We start from the raw sequence: 12,946 nt of genomic DNA, 5'->3' as shown, positions 1-12,946 counted from the left end.
CGCCGCCAAGTCGGGCGTTCCGAAGCGGACGCGGCGAGTGACAACGGCTATCACCGCCGACGACCTCCCGTCGAGCAGTGACGCACATCGAGCGACTCACCGTGTATCCGGTGAAGGCACTGGACGGTCACGACCGCGACCGAGTGCGGGTTCTCCCGGGCGGCACGCTCGCACACGACCGAGAGTTCGCCATGTTCGACGCCGACGGCGACGTGGTCAACGGGAAGCGGACGACGCGCGTCCACGACGTACGGACGGACTACGACCCCGACGACCGGACGCTCACCGCGACGGTGCCCGAGATGGGGGGTGACCGGTTCGCGCTCGGGACTGACGAGGGGCGGGACCGGGCGGCGGCGTGGTTCGGGGAGGTGTTCGACTGTGACCTCTCGGTCGTCCGCGATACGGAGACGGGCTACGTCGACCGCCGGGAGATGGGACCGTCGGTCGTCAGCACGGCGACCCTGGAGACGGTCGCGGGATGGTTCGACGAGGTGACCGTCGACGGGATGCGCCGCCGCCTCCGCGCGAACATCGAGGTGGGCGGCGTCGAACCGTTCTGGGAAGACCGGTTCGTCGGGGCCGACGCGCCGGCGTTCGAGGCTGGCGGCGTCCGCATCGAAGGCGTCACCCCCTGTGGCCGGTGCGTCGTCCCCGAACGGGACCCCGACACCGGTGAGACGACGGCAGAGTTCAGAGAGCGGTTCCTCGAACGTCGGGAAGCGACGTTTCCCGCGTGGGCCGACCGAGACGCGTTCGACCACTTCTACACGCTGATGCTCATCGCTCGCGTGCCGGAATCCGACAGAGGCGCGACGCTAGCGGTCGGCGACGTGGTAAAAACCGTCTCGTGAATGGGCCGCCCCGAGGCGGGGCGACCGGGCCATGACACGCGATGGACCTGCTGGGGACGAGGGGTGCCGTCGACGAGACAGCGACGGCGGAGTGTTTCAGTCGGCGCTGTGCCGCGGGACGTGCCCGCAGTGGGTGCAGTCCCAGGAGTTGTTGTCGAACGAGAGTGCGCCGGTGCACTTCGGACATTGGTACGCGTTCACCGCGGAATGCTGTCGGGTTGCCATTACTCACAGTTGCCCCGTCAGGGGTCAAGAAGGTTGTTATAATACTGACAATACAATATTAGGGTGTACAGACGACGCCGTGAGCGCCGTTCCGCGCCGTTCGTCTCCCTCCGCTACCGTCCAGCCCGGATAGCATCCCGACTGGGCGGTGAATCGCCAAAGCGTATTAGGTCCCTAGAGTGGACGGCGTCCGCGGCGGAGCGGCGACGCTCGGCCCCGCCGACGGGGGCGGTCCAAGCGCGTCCGAGCGAGCGAAACCGACAACCGAAAGTCCGTCGGTGGTAACGTACAGATATGACTGCCGCCGACGAGCCAGTCGACCCGAGCGAGGTCGGCGAACAGAACGCGCCGCCCGTCGAGGAGAAGCCCTACAAAATCATCTTCGAGGCCAACAAATGCTTCGGCGCGGGGAAGTGCGCCGAGGTGTCGGCGAACTGGTCGCTGGACCTCGATACGGGCATCGCCACGCCGAAGACGTACTTCTTCGGCGAGGACGAACTCGACCACAACGTCGCGGCGGCCGACATCTGCCCGGCGAAGAAAGACCGCGGCGTCATCCACGTCGTCGACCGGCGGACCAACGAGGAAATCGCGCCCGACCCGCACGGCGACGGCACCCTCTCGGTCGACTGGTAACCGAAACCCGTTTTGTCCCCCGGTGTCCAGGTTCGACTGCGCGAGGGTAGCCGAGCCTGGCCAAAGGCGGTGGGCTTAAGACCCGCTCCCGTAGGGGTCCATGGGTTCGAATCCCATCCCTCGCATCAAATCGCCCGAACAGACGTGAGGGACGTGTGATTGAAACGGGTGGTTTCGAACTACGGAAACGCGAGCGGAGCGAGCGTTTGCAATCGAGTGAGAATCCCATTCCTCGCATAGCAGTCGACGACGGCGCGCTACCCCCGCGTCAGTTGAATCAGGCCGCGTTTCAGCGCCAACTCGAACCGCTTGTCCAGCGGCAGCGCGTCCCAGTCGTCGGGGAGTTCGTCGGCGGGGAGCGAGGCGAGCGACTCGACGAGCGACTGGTGGAGAAAACGGCCGTTGGTCCCGCACTCGTCACAGGTACGGATGATGGAGCGAATCTCGAACGGCCGAGTGACGGTCGCGTGGCAGTTCGAACAGACGTACGTCTCGGTCACAGTGGGTCGGCTACGTGGCGGGGGCACTCGGGTGTTGCGGGTCTGGACGAGCGCCGGTACGGGTCCGTGAGCCCCCTCGCTTCGCTCGACGCTTCCCTACTCCCACTTCGCGCTCGGGTTCGTCACCGCGCCGTTCGCGGCGGACCCGAAGTCGCGGTGGTACTTCGCCAGCACACCGTCGGTGTAGGGCGGTTCGGGGTCGTCGCGGTCGGCGAGGCGATGTTCGAGTTCGTCCTCGGAGAGGTCGACGGCCAGCGTGCGGTCGGGGATGTCGATGGTCACGGTGTCACCGTCTTCCAGCGCGGCGATGGGGCCGCCGACGAAGGCTTCGGGTGCGACGTGGCCGATCATCGGGCCGCGGGTCGCACCGGAGAAGCGGCCGTCGGTCAGGAGCGCCACGTCGTCCTCGTGGCCCGCGCCGACGACGGCGGCGGTGACGCCGAGCATCTCGCGCATGCCGGGGCCACCGCGGGGGCCTTCGTTGCGGATGACGATGGTGTCGCCGGATTCGATGTCGCCCGACTGGACGTAGGCCATCGCGTCCTCCTCGTTCTCGAAGACGCGGGCGGGGCCTTCGTGGTGGAACTTATCGTCGCCGGTGACTTTCAGCACGGAGCCGTCGGGCGCGAGGTTGCCCGAGAGAATCTTGATCGCGCCCTCGTCCTGATAGGGGTCGTCGACGGGGTAGAGGTAGTCGGCGTCGATGTCCTCGTCGTCGGGAATCGCGCCGGTCTCTTCGAGGTGGGCGAGTTCCTCGGCGATGGTCCGACCGGTGACGGTCGGGGCGTCGCCGTGGATGAGGTCGGCCTCAAGCATACGGCGGAGGACGACCGGGATGCCGCCGACTTCGAAGAGGTCGTTCATGACGCGCGTGCCGCCGGGTTGGAGGTTCGCGATTTTCGGGGTGCGGCGGGAGATTTCGTCGAACTCGTCGATGGTGAGGTCCACGTCGGCCTCGGCGGCCAGTGCCAGCAGGTGGAGGACGGCGTTGGTAGAGCCACCGATGGCGACCTGTAGGGCGATGGCGTTCTCGAAGGATTCCTTCGAGAGGATGTCGGAGGGGCGGCGGTCGTTCTCGATGGCGTCGAGGACGATTTCGCCCGCCTCCTCGGCGATGTCGTAGCGGTCCTCGTGTTCGGCGGGGGCCGCGGCGGACCCGAGGGGAGCGAGTCCGAGGGCTTCGGACATCGAGGCCATCGTGTTGGCGGTGAACATCCCCCCGCAGGAGCCAGCGCCGGGGCACGCGTGGCGCTCCATCTCGTCGAGTTCGTCCTCGGTCATGTCGCCTTGGGCGACGGCACCGACGCCCTCGAAGACGTTCTGGACGGTGATTTCGCGGCCGTCGTGCTCGCCGGGCATAATCGAACCGCCGTAGAGGAAGACGCTCGGGAGGTCCGTGCGGATGGCGGCCATCATCATGCCGGGCATGTTCTTGTCACAGCCACCGATGGTGACGAGGCCGTCCATGCGCTCGCCGAAGGAGACGAGTTCGACGGAGTCGGCGATCATCTCGCGGGAGATGAGCGACGCCTTCATTCCCTCGGTCCCCATCGAGATGGCGTCGGAGATGGTGATGGTGCCGAACTCGATGGGCATCCCGTCGGCGTCGTCGATGCCGTCGTAGGCGGCGTCGGCCACGTCGTCTAAGTGGACGTTACAGGGCGTGATGTCGGCGGCGGGGTTGGCGACGCCGACCATCGGCGAGGTCAGGTCCTCGTCGTCGTAGCCCATCGCGCGGAACATCGCCCGGTGCGGGGCGCGTTCTGTCCCTTCGGTGACTTCGTTACTCCGGAGGCTCGGGTCCTTGCCCGATTCCTCGCGGTGTTCCTGCTGGCTCATACACGAAACCTGACGGTGTGGGGCCTTAAGCGCACGGCTACGACCGGCGCGGCGGGCGACTTTCGGTTCGCACGCGGAACCACGACAGCCCGCTATTCGAGTGTTTGAACGAATTGCAAACAATTATAGAAAACTTTTTACCAGATATTCGGTATCGTTAGCGTGGGGGGTAGGCATGGTAGATGGACACAATCGCTGTCGCCGCACGCTCGACGCGGGAGTGGGGGCTTCCGTGCGTGCCGACGACGGCTTGGTGAGGACGGCGTTACCGCGGCAGACCGGGATTCGAGTCACGAACGACGCGAGTCGGGACCCGAACGCCTTCGGGACACGACAGACCGACGAGAACTGACTGATTGACTGACTGACGGCGTGGAGTAACGCCCCGAGCGTGTTTCCCGGGGCGGTCGTGGGTCTCGACGCGGTTCGTCGACGTGACGGCGTCGAGCCGCTAGCTTCATTTTCGGGGGTCGCAAACCGGCGCGCATGGCGACGGTCACGACCGCCGCGCGGCTTCACTTCGGCTTCCAGAACCTCGCGCTCGCACACGACCGCTTGTACGGCGGCGTCGGTCTCGCACTCGACGAACCGCGACTCGTCGTCAGTGCCGACCCCGCCGACGCCGTCGAGTGCCCCGACCCCGCCGCCGAACCGTACGTCCGCCGCGCCGTCGACGCCCTCGACGTGCCCGGCGCGAGGGTCGAGATTCGAGAGCGGTTCCCCCGCCACGTCGGTCTCGGGAGCGGGACCCAACTGGCCCTGGCGTCCCTCGTCGCCGTCGCCCGCGCCCACGACACGACGGCCGACGCGCGGACGTTCGCCCCGCGACTGGGGCGCGGCGGCCGAAGCGGCGTCGGCGTCGCGACGTTCGAACACGGCGGGTTCGTCGTCGACGGCGGTCATCCGACGGAGCGCTTCACCGCGAAACCGCCCGCCGAGGGCGACTGGGAAGTACCGCCCGTCATCGCTCACCACGACGTGCCCGCTCACTGGCGGTTCCTCCTCGTCGTGCCCGATACGGACCCCGGGCAGAGCGGGAGGGCGGAGGACCAGAGCATGCGCCAAGCCGTCGAACGGGCCGACCCGGGTATCGGCGACGAGATATCGACCCTGCTCACCCGCCGTCTCCTCCCGGCCGTCGCGAACCGCGACCGACGGGCGTTCGGGGCGGCGGCGGCCCGCCTCGGCCGGTTGAACGGGGCGTGGTACGCCGACGAGCAGGGCGGCGTCTACCGCCCGCCCGCGGGGGCCCTCGTGGAACGACTCACCGACGCACCGGCCGTGACGGGCGCGGGCCAGTCCTCGTGGGGACCGACGGTGTGGGGACTGACCGATACCGACGGGATGGACGCCGCTCGAAAGGCTGGCGAGGCGGCGCTGGAGGCCGCTGGCGTCGACGGCGAGGTGTCAGTGGTCGCCCCGCGAAACGTCGGCGCGTCGCTCGACGAATAGGGGGTTTCGGGCGCCGACTCAACCACACGGGCGGACTGAAAGGGGCGAGTGGGGCCGGGAAGACGGCCGACGCAAGCACCGGAACGAACGGAGTGAGTGAGGAGCGCAGCGAGGGCATCGACCGGAGCCATTCGGGGCTTTCTGCGTGTTCGCAATGTCGCATCTGTCGCCGACCCACGGACGCCACGCGACTCCTGCCAGCAGGGCAAGCGTTTAAGCGACCCCACCGGACAATGGGTGTATGGAGCGTATCCCGTTCGGCGTGAAGCAACTCGATGCCATCGTCAACGGTGGCGCGCCGTCCGGTAGCGTCGTCTTGCTCTCCGGCGAATCGGGGGCGGGGGCGCGCGAGTTCATGCACACGAGCGCGGTCATCAACGGCCTCACCGATACCGACGAGGAACTGTACGACCTCTACTACGGGACGCCGTCGGCCGACGCCGTCGCCCCGGAGGAGGTCCACTACGTCTCCTTCACCGCCAGCGAGGACCAACTGGCCGACGAGATGCGACTGGCGATGGACGCGGAACTGCTGGAAGCGGGCCTCGACGGCGTCGAGTTCCACGACATGTCCGAGCGGTACTTCCACATGAGTCCGGTCCCCCGGTCGTGGTACGCCGAGCAGACGCCCAACATCAAGGACCTGCGAGCGCGCCACGAACGCGACGGCTTGCTGGGGGCCTTGGGGTCGAAACTCAGTCGGGTCGCCCCGGGCAACCTCGTCGTCATCGACTCGCTGTCGGACCTCGTCAGCGCGATGGGCGAAGACATCGACTGGGCGGACCTCTCCTTCCTCGTCTCGGGCATCCAGAAGGCGGCCCACCAGTGGGGGGGCCTCATCCTCTTACACCTCAACCACGAGACGCTGTCGGACACGCGCCAGGGCCAACTGAGCGAGGCGGCCCACGGGACGATGGAGTTCTCGTGGGAGTCCGGGGGGTCGACGCGTGCGCGGACGCTCGTCGTCAAGCAGTTCCGCGGCGTCCTCTCGCAAATCGAGGAGGAGAACATCGTCCAGTTCGAGACGGAAATCGGGGACGCCGGGTTCGACATCAGCGACGTTCGCAAGATTCGCTGACCCGGCGGTCACGCCGACGACGGCCCGCACCCAGTCTCGCGGGTTGAAATCGGCGGTAAACCCTTAACTATCCACTTCCTCAACCCGTACGTAATGGCCAGTGAGTCGGCGGAGGAGGGGGCGGTCACCGTCGAATTGCCGCCGGAACTCGACGAGTGGCTAAACGAGCACGCGGCGTCGCTCGACGCCCCCCGCGAGGTGGTGATTCGGCAGTTGCTGGCAGCGTACCGAACGACGGTCGAGATGGACGAAGCGGCGTCCCTGTCGGCGCTCGTCGACGTGGACGCGGCCACAGGCGACGCGATACAGGACCAAATCGAAGCGTCGGTCGCTGCGACGGTGGACGAGGTGGTCGCGAACCGACTGGACGAGTCGGTGGACTCGACCGTCGGCGACCGCTTGCCCCACATCACGGACGCTGTCGAGGGCCGCCTCGACGACCGGTTCGAGGCGCTCGACGCGGAGTTTCAGGGGAAGATAGCCGACGTTCGCGAGCGCGTCATCCAACTCAAACGCGAACTCGACGAGAAGGCCGCCGCGGACCACGACCACGACGAGTTCGCGACGGTCGACGAGTTGGAGTCGATGACCGCCGCGTTAGAGCGGGACCTCGACGCCCTCGGCGACGCGCTCGAAGCCGACCTCGACGAGCAGGGAACGCGCATCGACGACGTGGCGGCCCGTGCCGAAGACGTGGAACGTCGCTTGGCGGACATCGAAGAGAAACTGACCCGCGTCGCGTGGGTCGTCAGCGACCTCCGGGACAGTCAGGGCGGCCGGGACGCACAGCAGAAAGCCGTCGACCGAATCAAACGCGCGGCCGCACAGGAAGGCATCTCGACGGCCTCGTGCCAGAACTGCGGCGAGTCGGTCGACATCGGCCTGCTGACGGAACCGCAGTGTCCCCACTGCAACAGCACCGTCTCGGACGTGCGACCCGACGGTGGCATCTTCCGGAAGAAGGCGCGCCTCGTCACCGCCGCCCAACTGGAGGCCGGACCGAGCAATGACTGACGACGAGGACGACCCCTTCGCGGACCTCGGGGTCGACGACCGGGAGGGCGACCCCTTCGAGGCCCTCGGCGGGCCGCCCGACACGGACGACGAGAGCGGAGGGACTGCCGATGCCCCATCGGACGCTGACCCTCCGGACGCCGACCCTCCGGACGCTGGCGACCCGCAGACGGAGCCACCGAGGGGCAGTCCCGACGCAGAGACCGGAAGCACCTCGGCGTCGGTGGCCGGGCCGTCTACCGCCGACGAGTTCGGCCTACCGGTCGACACGAACGAGGCCGACGCGGATTCGCCGCCTACCCGTGCCTCCTCTCGGGACCCCTTCGACGGCATGGCAGAACGCGGCGGCGACCCGTTCGGCGGGAGCGGCGAGAGCGTCTTCGAGTCCGTCGACGTGGAGTCCGTCGACGCCGACGAGGTGTGGGCCTCGCTCGACGAGGACGCGCCGACCGACTCGGAGGGCGAGTCTCGCTACGCCGAGGTGTCGAAACACCGCTACTGCGAGCAGTGCGAGTACTTCTCTGCACCGCCCGATGTCCACTGCACGAAGGACGGCACCGAAATCGTGGAGTTTCTCGACGTGGAGACGGTCAAACTGCTGGACTGTCCGGTCGTCGCCGAACAGCGCGAACTCGGGAACGCCGAGTAAGAGAAACGTCTTTCTGCCGCCGCCGTCCAGTGGTCGGTATGCAGTTTTGCGACGACTGCGGTTCGATGATGCACGCGGACGGCGACGAGATGGAGTGTCAGTCCTGCGGCGCGCGCGTCGCGAAGGACGCCGACAGAGCGGCCGCGTTCGTCACGACGGACGAACAGAGCGACGACGACGTCATCGAGACGGAGGAGGGCGCGGACTTCGAGGGAAAACCCACCGCCGACGACGTGACCTGCGACGACTGCGGCCACGGGAAGGCGTGGTACACTATCAAGCAAACGGGCTCGGCAGACGAACCGCCGACGCGCTTCTTCAAGTGCCAAGACTGTGGGCACCGCTGGCGGGAGTACAACTAAGCCGCTCGCCCACCGCCATCTGCCATGACACTCGAAGCGCGGACCCGCGAGGCGGTCCGCGAGGAACTGGAGCGACTCATCGACGCCTACGGCGAGGTGCCGGTCAGGCGCGAGACGGTCACGAACGACCCGGAGTTCTTCGCTCGCGGTCGGGAACTCGCCGAGGAGGGATGGCTGGGCGACGCTGGGGCGTGGGTGACCGACGACGAGAACCGAGTCCTGCTCATCAGACACCCCGGCGCGCCGGAGACGTGGGGGACGCCGGGCGGCGGCCACGAACCCGGCGAGGGACTGGACGAGACGGCCCGCCGCGAGGTTCGCGAGGAGACGGGCGTCGAGTGTACGCTGACGGGCCTGTACTACGCGCGCTGGAAGACCATCGCCCACGCGGAGGACCCGGAACGACGGCTCCACATGCTCACCGTGGAGTTCGAGGGCGAGTACGACGCCGGCGACGCCGACGCGAGCGGTGACGGCGAGGTGCTCGAAGCCAGGTGGTTCGCCGAGGTGCCCGACGCCCTCCACGAGATTCCGGCGACGAACGTCGACGAGTGAGGACGGTCAAAATGGCGTCGAAGCCTCCTGAAGACACTTACAGCAATCGGCAGAAGTCGGGGTATGCGACGCCGCCGCCTCCTCGCCCTCTGTGGCTCGCTGCTGGCCGCGCCCGGTTGCATGGGACCGGCGAATACGGGTGACAGCGAGACGACTGACAGCGTAACGCCCGTCCCCTCGCCGGAGAGCGGGACCTGGACGAAAGACGACGAACGCACGACCACTAGCGAATCGAGCGTCTCGGTCCGGTCGGCCGCGGTCCAGCCCGGCGTCGTCGGGCCGAACAGTCCGGACTCCATCGGTGTCTTCGACGACGCCGGACAGTACCTCCTGTTGGATGTCGGCGTCGAGGGGCCGACACCGGCCTACGAGGACTTCGTCTTCCGGTTCGATGGGTCGAGACACCCGCCCGAGTCGATTTACGACGGCCTCTACCGAGAGGGTGAGTGGGCGGTGCAGTACGGCGACGGCGGCGGGCCGGTCGTCGTTCCGTTGCCCGAGACCGGCGACGCCAGCGACGCCCGCCTGTCGTGGCCCGGCGGCGAGTGGGTCCCGTCGGAGCGCGTCCGTTCGCGACTGCGTGCTCCGTTACCTCCTTTTTCGGTCACGCTCGACGGCCCGGAGACGGTGACGGTCGACGACGACCCGACCGTCAGAGTCCACGTCGAAAACGTCGGGGACGCTCCGGGCCGGTTCGTCCTCGCGTTGAACGTCAGCGGCCCGCGGGTCGCGTACGCGCCGGTCGGGCGTATCGTCGGTGACCTCGACCCCGGCGAGACGGCCACGCGGACGTTCGACGCGAAGAGTCCGTACCTCGCGGACCCGCCGCACGAGGCGGTCTATCGACTCGACGCCCCGGGCGACTCACAGGACGCGACGGTGCGAATTTCGCCCGCCGAGGACGGGACCGAGACGAGGACGGAATCGGGGACGCCGACGGACACGCCGGTCGGGACGGCCCACGGGACGGCCACCGAGACGCGGTAGGCCGGTAGCCCGTCGGCGTCCGCTCACTCCGCGTCGTCGTGGGTCTCCAGCGACGGCAGGGTGAACTCGACGACGTTGCCGCCCGCTTCCCCCTCGTAGATATCGAGCTTTCCGCCGAGGGATTCGGCGCACCACTTCATGACGAACAGACCGACACCGCTCCCGTGGCGCACGTCCGAGACATCCCCCTCCGCGTTGACGGCGTCTATCTCCGACTCGGGAATCGGCGGCCCGTCGTCGACGATTCGTAAGTAGACCCGACCGGCCCGGGTGTCCGCCGTCGCTTCCAGCGTGACCGTCGGGTCGTCGGCGTCGTTGTGAACGACGGCGTTCTCGATGGCGTGTTCGATGGCGTACCGCAGGCCCTGGTCGGCAAAGACCCACGCCTCCTCGCCTCTGTCGCCGCCAACCGTGATGGTCGCCTCGGGGAACTCCGACGCTAACTCCGCGGCGTACTCGTCGAGGAGTCCCGTGATTTCGACGGGGATGAAGTCGGTGGAGTCGTTGGTCGCGATCTCCTCTATCTGGGCGACGGAGTCGGTGATGTCGCCGACCTTCTGTGCGACTTCGCGAATCAATTCGGCCTGTCGCTCGTAGTCTTCGTCTTCCAGCGCGTCCTCGAGGTAGCCCGCACGGCCCATGACGACGGTCATCTCGTTGCGGAGGTTGTGGCGGATGATGCGGTGGAGTAGTTGCAGTCGGCGGGTGCGACGCTTGAACTCGGTGATATCCTGTATCTCACCGAGGACGTAGGCCGCGCCGCCGAGACGGACGCGGCTGAGGCTGACGAGGACCCACCGGACCTCGTCGTCGGCGCGGCGTATCTGCCACTCGAACGAACGGGAGTCACCGTTCGCCGCGTCGCTGATTCGCTGCTCTGCCTTCGACTGGTGAAATCGCGGGGATTCGGTGCTGATGTCGGAGATAGTCAATTCTCGCAACTCGGTACGGGAGTAGCCGTACAGCGACTCGGCGGCGGCGTTGGCGTCGAGAATCTCGTCGGTTTCCGGGTGATGTATGAGAAGTGTAACGTTCAGCAAATCGGCAAATTCGGGCAGTAATCCGCCACTCATACCCGGGTTTCGAACCGGGAGGTTATAGCTACCGCCCCGAATCGACGGGGGATACGACAGCCGACCGTCTGGTCAGTTTACGGACAGGTGAACCGAGTCAGGGAGCGACGACCACCCACGCGGCGACGACGAGGGCCGCGCCGACGACGGTAGAGCCAACGGCGTGGGTTCGGAGTTCGTCCAGTAGGTCGTGGGAGTGCTCGTGGAGCGAGCAGACCTCGTCTATCTCGCTGCCCGCCTCGCAGTTGGGGAGGAAGTCCATCGCGACGTGGAGGAAGATACCGGCGGCGAAGCCAAAGACGAGGGCGTTGGTCAGCGGTGTCTGCGGGACGGGCAGCATCGCCGAGGGGATGCCAGTCAGGCCGACGCCTGCGGCGGGGAGCAACAGGGCCGTAGGGGACTTGCCCTCCCGTCGCAGGCGGCGAGCGGCGGCGTACCCGGCCGGGCCTTTGTGCGAGACGATTGCGAGGCCGAGCAACAGGCCGAGCGTCGGCATCGATGCGTAGACGATACCGATGATGAGGCCCGCCGAGAGGGCGTGAGCGGCGATGGCGGCCGTCGTCGTGTCGAACGACGTCTCGACGTGGGTGAGTCGGTGGCCGATGGTGTGGGTTCCGTACCCGGCGATGATACCGACGGCGATACCGATGCCGCCGATGCGGGGCGTCCCCGCGGCGGTCCCCAGACCCATCGCCTGCGGGACCAGAAACATCGCCGCCGAGGTGACCATCGCCCCGCTTGCGAGGCCGTAGCCCCACACCAGACGGTAGGGACTCGTGTCGGTGGACCGGCCACCGAGCCACGCGCCTACTCCCATCGCGAGGAACGCGACCCACGAGATGACCAGCACTTTCCGCGCGTCGCCGGTCACCGCGAGGGCCGACAGCGCGACCAACGCGACGACGCTCCCGAGGCCGACGACCGACAGTTTCTCGCTGTTATTAAAAACAGGAATTTCGTTAATAGCCATTAGTTATTCACAGCTACGCATTAGTAATAAATCCCCCGGTCGGCGTTACCGGGTCGCCTGTCGGTAGTCGCCCCAGTCGAGGACTTCGCCGTCGAGGTGGGCGGTCGGCGCGTCGGTGAGCGCCCACAGGACCATGCCCGCTACGTCCGCGGGGGCACGCCCGCCGTCGCCGGAGAGGGGCGTCGCCACCTTGCCGGGGTCGACGGCCCCCACCGTCGCGTCGAGGTCGGCGGCGAACCCGCGAGCGACGGCCTCCGCGGCGGCCTTCGACACGGCGTAGGACCCGTACCCGGGCATCCCTTCGCGGGCGACGACCCCCGTCGGGACGACGACGCGGGCGTCCGTGGCGAGGTGCGGGACCGCCTCGCGAACGGTAGCGAACACCCCGCGGGCGTTCGTCCGGAGGTGGTCGTCGAAGGCCGCGTAGGACTCTTCGTGGAGGGGCGTCTCGCCCGGTATTCCGTGGTAGACGCCTGCGTTGGCGACGATACCGTCGACGGCCCCGTTCAGGCGCGCGGCGGTTTCGAGCAGTCGCTCCACGTCGAACTCGTCGCGCACGTCGGCGCGCACCGCCGTCGCTTGGCCGCCCTCGGCCCCGATGTCGTCGGCGACGCGTTCGATTGCGTCGGCGTCGCGGGCACAGATGACGGCGTGCCCGCCCGCGTCAGCGACTGCCCGCGCGACCGCTTCGCCGATTCCCCGACTCGCTCCGGTCACGACCACTGTCGCGTCCATACCCCTCGTTGTCGCGC

At 67.7% G+C, this 12,946-nt stretch carries 16 protein-coding genes and 1 tRNA gene; 11 read left to right on the top strand and 6 right to left on the bottom strand.

What is annotated here, in order from left to right; all coding sequences use genetic code 11:
* Window positions 1–77: 77 nt before the first annotated feature.
* A complete protein-coding gene (locus NJQ44_RS14175) occupies window positions 78–854 on the top strand; it encodes an MOSC domain-containing protein (protein WP_254272003.1) in 777 nt (258 codons plus the stop codon).
* A 96-nt stretch (window positions 855–950) separates the two neighbouring features.
* On the opposite strand, the gene NJQ44_RS19490 is transcribed toward NJQ44_RS14175, so the two are convergent.
* Window positions 951–1,079, bottom strand: a complete 129-nt coding sequence (locus NJQ44_RS19490) for a hypothetical protein (protein ID WP_256557173.1) — start codon at window positions 1,077–1,079, stop codon at window positions 951–953.
* A gap of 294 nt (window positions 1,080–1,373) precedes the next feature.
* Here NJQ44_RS19490 and NJQ44_RS14170 point away from each other — a divergent pair, with 294 nt between their 5' ends.
* On the top strand, window positions 1,374–1,715 hold the full coding sequence (locus tag NJQ44_RS14170; protein WP_254272002.1) for a ferredoxin: 342 nt from the start codon (window positions 1,374–1,376) through the stop codon (window positions 1,713–1,715).
* Window positions 1,716–1,755: 40 nt separating this feature from the next.
* Window positions 1,756–1,840 (top strand) — tRNA-Leu (locus NJQ44_RS14165).
* A 132-nt stretch (window positions 1,841–1,972) separates the two neighbouring features.
* On the opposite strand, the gene NJQ44_RS14160 is transcribed toward NJQ44_RS14165, so the two are convergent.
* Window positions 1,973–2,215 (bottom strand): hypothetical protein, encoded by a 243-nt coding sequence (locus tag NJQ44_RS14160; protein WP_254272001.1) that lies wholly within the window; start codon window positions 2,213–2,215, stop codon window positions 1,973–1,975.
* A 96-nt stretch (window positions 2,216–2,311) separates the two neighbouring features.
* Entirely contained in the window at window positions 2,312–4,054 is a 1,743-nt protein-coding gene (gene ilvD, locus NJQ44_RS14155) for a dihydroxy-acid dehydratase (RefSeq protein WP_254272000.1), read from the bottom strand.
* 175 nt (window positions 4,055–4,229) lie between these two features.
* On the opposite strand from ilvD, the gene NJQ44_RS14150 reads away from it, so the two are divergent.
* The 8 genes from NJQ44_RS14150 (at window position 4,230) to NJQ44_RS14115 (ending at window position 10,151) form a co-directional block, all read left to right on the top strand.
* A complete protein-coding gene (locus NJQ44_RS14150; RefSeq protein WP_254271999.1) occupies window positions 4,230–4,406 on the top strand; it encodes a hypothetical protein in 177 nt (58 codons plus the stop codon).
* Window positions 4,407–4,540: 134 nt separating this feature from the next.
* On the top strand, window positions 4,541–5,506 hold the full coding sequence (locus NJQ44_RS14145; protein ID WP_254271998.1) for a beta-ribofuranosylaminobenzene 5'-phosphate synthase family protein: 966 nt from the start codon (window positions 4,541–4,543) through the stop codon (window positions 5,504–5,506).
* Between the two features lie 241 nt (window positions 5,507–5,747).
* Window positions 5,748–6,584, top strand: coding sequence for an RAD55 family ATPase (locus NJQ44_RS14140; protein WP_254271997.1), 837 nt, complete (start codon window positions 5,748–5,750; stop codon window positions 6,582–6,584).
* A gap of 93 nt (window positions 6,585–6,677) precedes the next feature.
* Entirely contained in the window at window positions 6,678–7,598 is a 921-nt protein-coding gene (locus NJQ44_RS14135; RefSeq protein WP_254271996.1) for a flagellar biosynthesis protein FlhF, read from the top strand.
* Window positions 7,591–8,247, top strand: a complete 657-nt coding sequence (locus NJQ44_RS14130; RefSeq protein ID WP_254271995.1) for a DUF8135 domain-containing protein — start codon at window positions 7,591–7,593, stop codon at window positions 8,245–8,247. Before NJQ44_RS14135 ends, NJQ44_RS14130 begins: the two co-directional genes overlap by 8 nt.
* A gap of 38 nt (window positions 8,248–8,285) precedes the next feature.
* The gene (locus NJQ44_RS14125; protein WP_254271994.1) at window positions 8,286–8,609 is read left to right on the top strand and encodes a transcription factor S; all 324 of its coding nucleotides are present in this window, start codon (window positions 8,286–8,288) and stop codon (window positions 8,607–8,609) included.
* 24 nt (window positions 8,610–8,633) lie between these two features.
* Window positions 8,634–9,164, top strand: a complete 531-nt coding sequence (locus tag NJQ44_RS14120) for an NUDIX hydrolase (RefSeq protein ID WP_254271993.1) — start codon at window positions 8,634–8,636, stop codon at window positions 9,162–9,164.
* Window positions 9,165–9,227: 63 nt separating this feature from the next.
* Entirely contained in the window at window positions 9,228–10,151 is a 924-nt protein-coding gene (locus NJQ44_RS14115; RefSeq protein WP_254271992.1) for a hypothetical protein, read from the top strand.
* 23 nt (window positions 10,152–10,174) lie between these two features.
* On the opposite strand, the gene NJQ44_RS14110 is transcribed toward NJQ44_RS14115, so the two are convergent.
* From NJQ44_RS14110 to NJQ44_RS14100, 3 genes are all read right to left on the bottom strand, one after another.
* The gene (locus tag NJQ44_RS14110) at window positions 10,175–11,224 is read right to left on the bottom strand and encodes a PAS domain S-box protein (protein WP_254271991.1); all 1,050 of its coding nucleotides are present in this window, start codon (window positions 11,222–11,224) and stop codon (window positions 10,175–10,177) included.
* Window positions 11,225–11,321: 97 nt separating this feature from the next.
* Window positions 11,322–12,194, bottom strand: a complete 873-nt coding sequence (locus tag NJQ44_RS14105; RefSeq protein WP_254271990.1) for a ZIP family metal transporter — start codon at window positions 12,192–12,194, stop codon at window positions 11,322–11,324.
* Window positions 12,195–12,239: 45 nt separating this feature from the next.
* On the bottom strand, window positions 12,240–12,929 hold the full coding sequence (locus NJQ44_RS14100; RefSeq protein WP_254271989.1) for an SDR family NAD(P)-dependent oxidoreductase: 690 nt from the start codon (window positions 12,927–12,929) through the stop codon (window positions 12,240–12,242).
* Window positions 12,930–12,946 lie beyond the last annotated feature (17 nt).

The organism is Haloarcula marina (assembly GCF_024218775.1).
GTDB classification, from domain to species: Archaea; Halobacteriota; Halobacteria; order Halobacteriales; family Haloarculaceae; genus Haloarcula; species Haloarcula marina.
The sequence above is the reverse complement of the archived record's forward strand: the minus strand, read 5'-3'. Positions and strand labels throughout refer to the sequence as shown.

Coding starts and splice junctions, on each gene's coding strand:
- NJQ44_RS19490 (WP_256557173.1), bottom strand. CDS start 1,079: ATGGCAACCCGACAGCATTCCGCGGTGAACGCGTACCAATGTCCGAAG.
- NJQ44_RS14170 (WP_254272002.1), top strand. CDS start 1,374: ATGACTGCCGCCGACGAGCCAGTCGACCCGAGCGAGGTCGGCGAACAG.
- ilvD (WP_254272000.1), bottom strand. CDS start 4,054: ATGAGCCAGCAGGAACACCGCGAGGAATCGGGCAAGGACCCGAGCCTC.
- NJQ44_RS14150 (WP_254271999.1), top strand. CDS start 4,230: ATGGTAGATGGACACAATCGCTGTCGCCGCACGCTCGACGCGGGAGTG.
- NJQ44_RS14145 (WP_254271998.1), top strand. CDS start 4,541: ATGGCGACGGTCACGACCGCCGCGCGGCTTCACTTCGGCTTCCAGAAC.
- NJQ44_RS14140 (WP_254271997.1), top strand. CDS start 5,748: ATGGAGCGTATCCCGTTCGGCGTGAAGCAACTCGATGCCATCGTCAAC.
- NJQ44_RS14135 (WP_254271996.1), top strand. CDS start 6,678: ATGGCCAGTGAGTCGGCGGAGGAGGGGGCGGTCACCGTCGAATTGCCG.
- NJQ44_RS14130 (WP_254271995.1), top strand. CDS start 7,591: ATGACTGACGACGAGGACGACCCCTTCGCGGACCTCGGGGTCGACGAC.
- NJQ44_RS14125 (WP_254271994.1), top strand. CDS start 8,286: ATGCAGTTTTGCGACGACTGCGGTTCGATGATGCACGCGGACGGCGAC.
- NJQ44_RS14120 (WP_254271993.1), top strand. CDS start 8,634: ATGACACTCGAAGCGCGGACCCGCGAGGCGGTCCGCGAGGAACTGGAG.
- NJQ44_RS14115 (WP_254271992.1), top strand. CDS start 9,228: ATGCGACGCCGCCGCCTCCTCGCCCTCTGTGGCTCGCTGCTGGCCGCG.
- NJQ44_RS14110 (WP_254271991.1), bottom strand. CDS start 11,224: ATGAGTGGCGGATTACTGCCCGAATTTGCCGATTTGCTGAACGTTACA.
- NJQ44_RS14105 (WP_254271990.1), bottom strand. CDS start 12,194: ATGGCTATTAACGAAATTCCTGTTTTTAATAACAGCGAGAAACTGTCG.
- NJQ44_RS14100 (WP_254271989.1), bottom strand. CDS start 12,929: ATGGACGCGACAGTGGTCGTGACCGGAGCGAGTCGGGGAATCGGCGAA.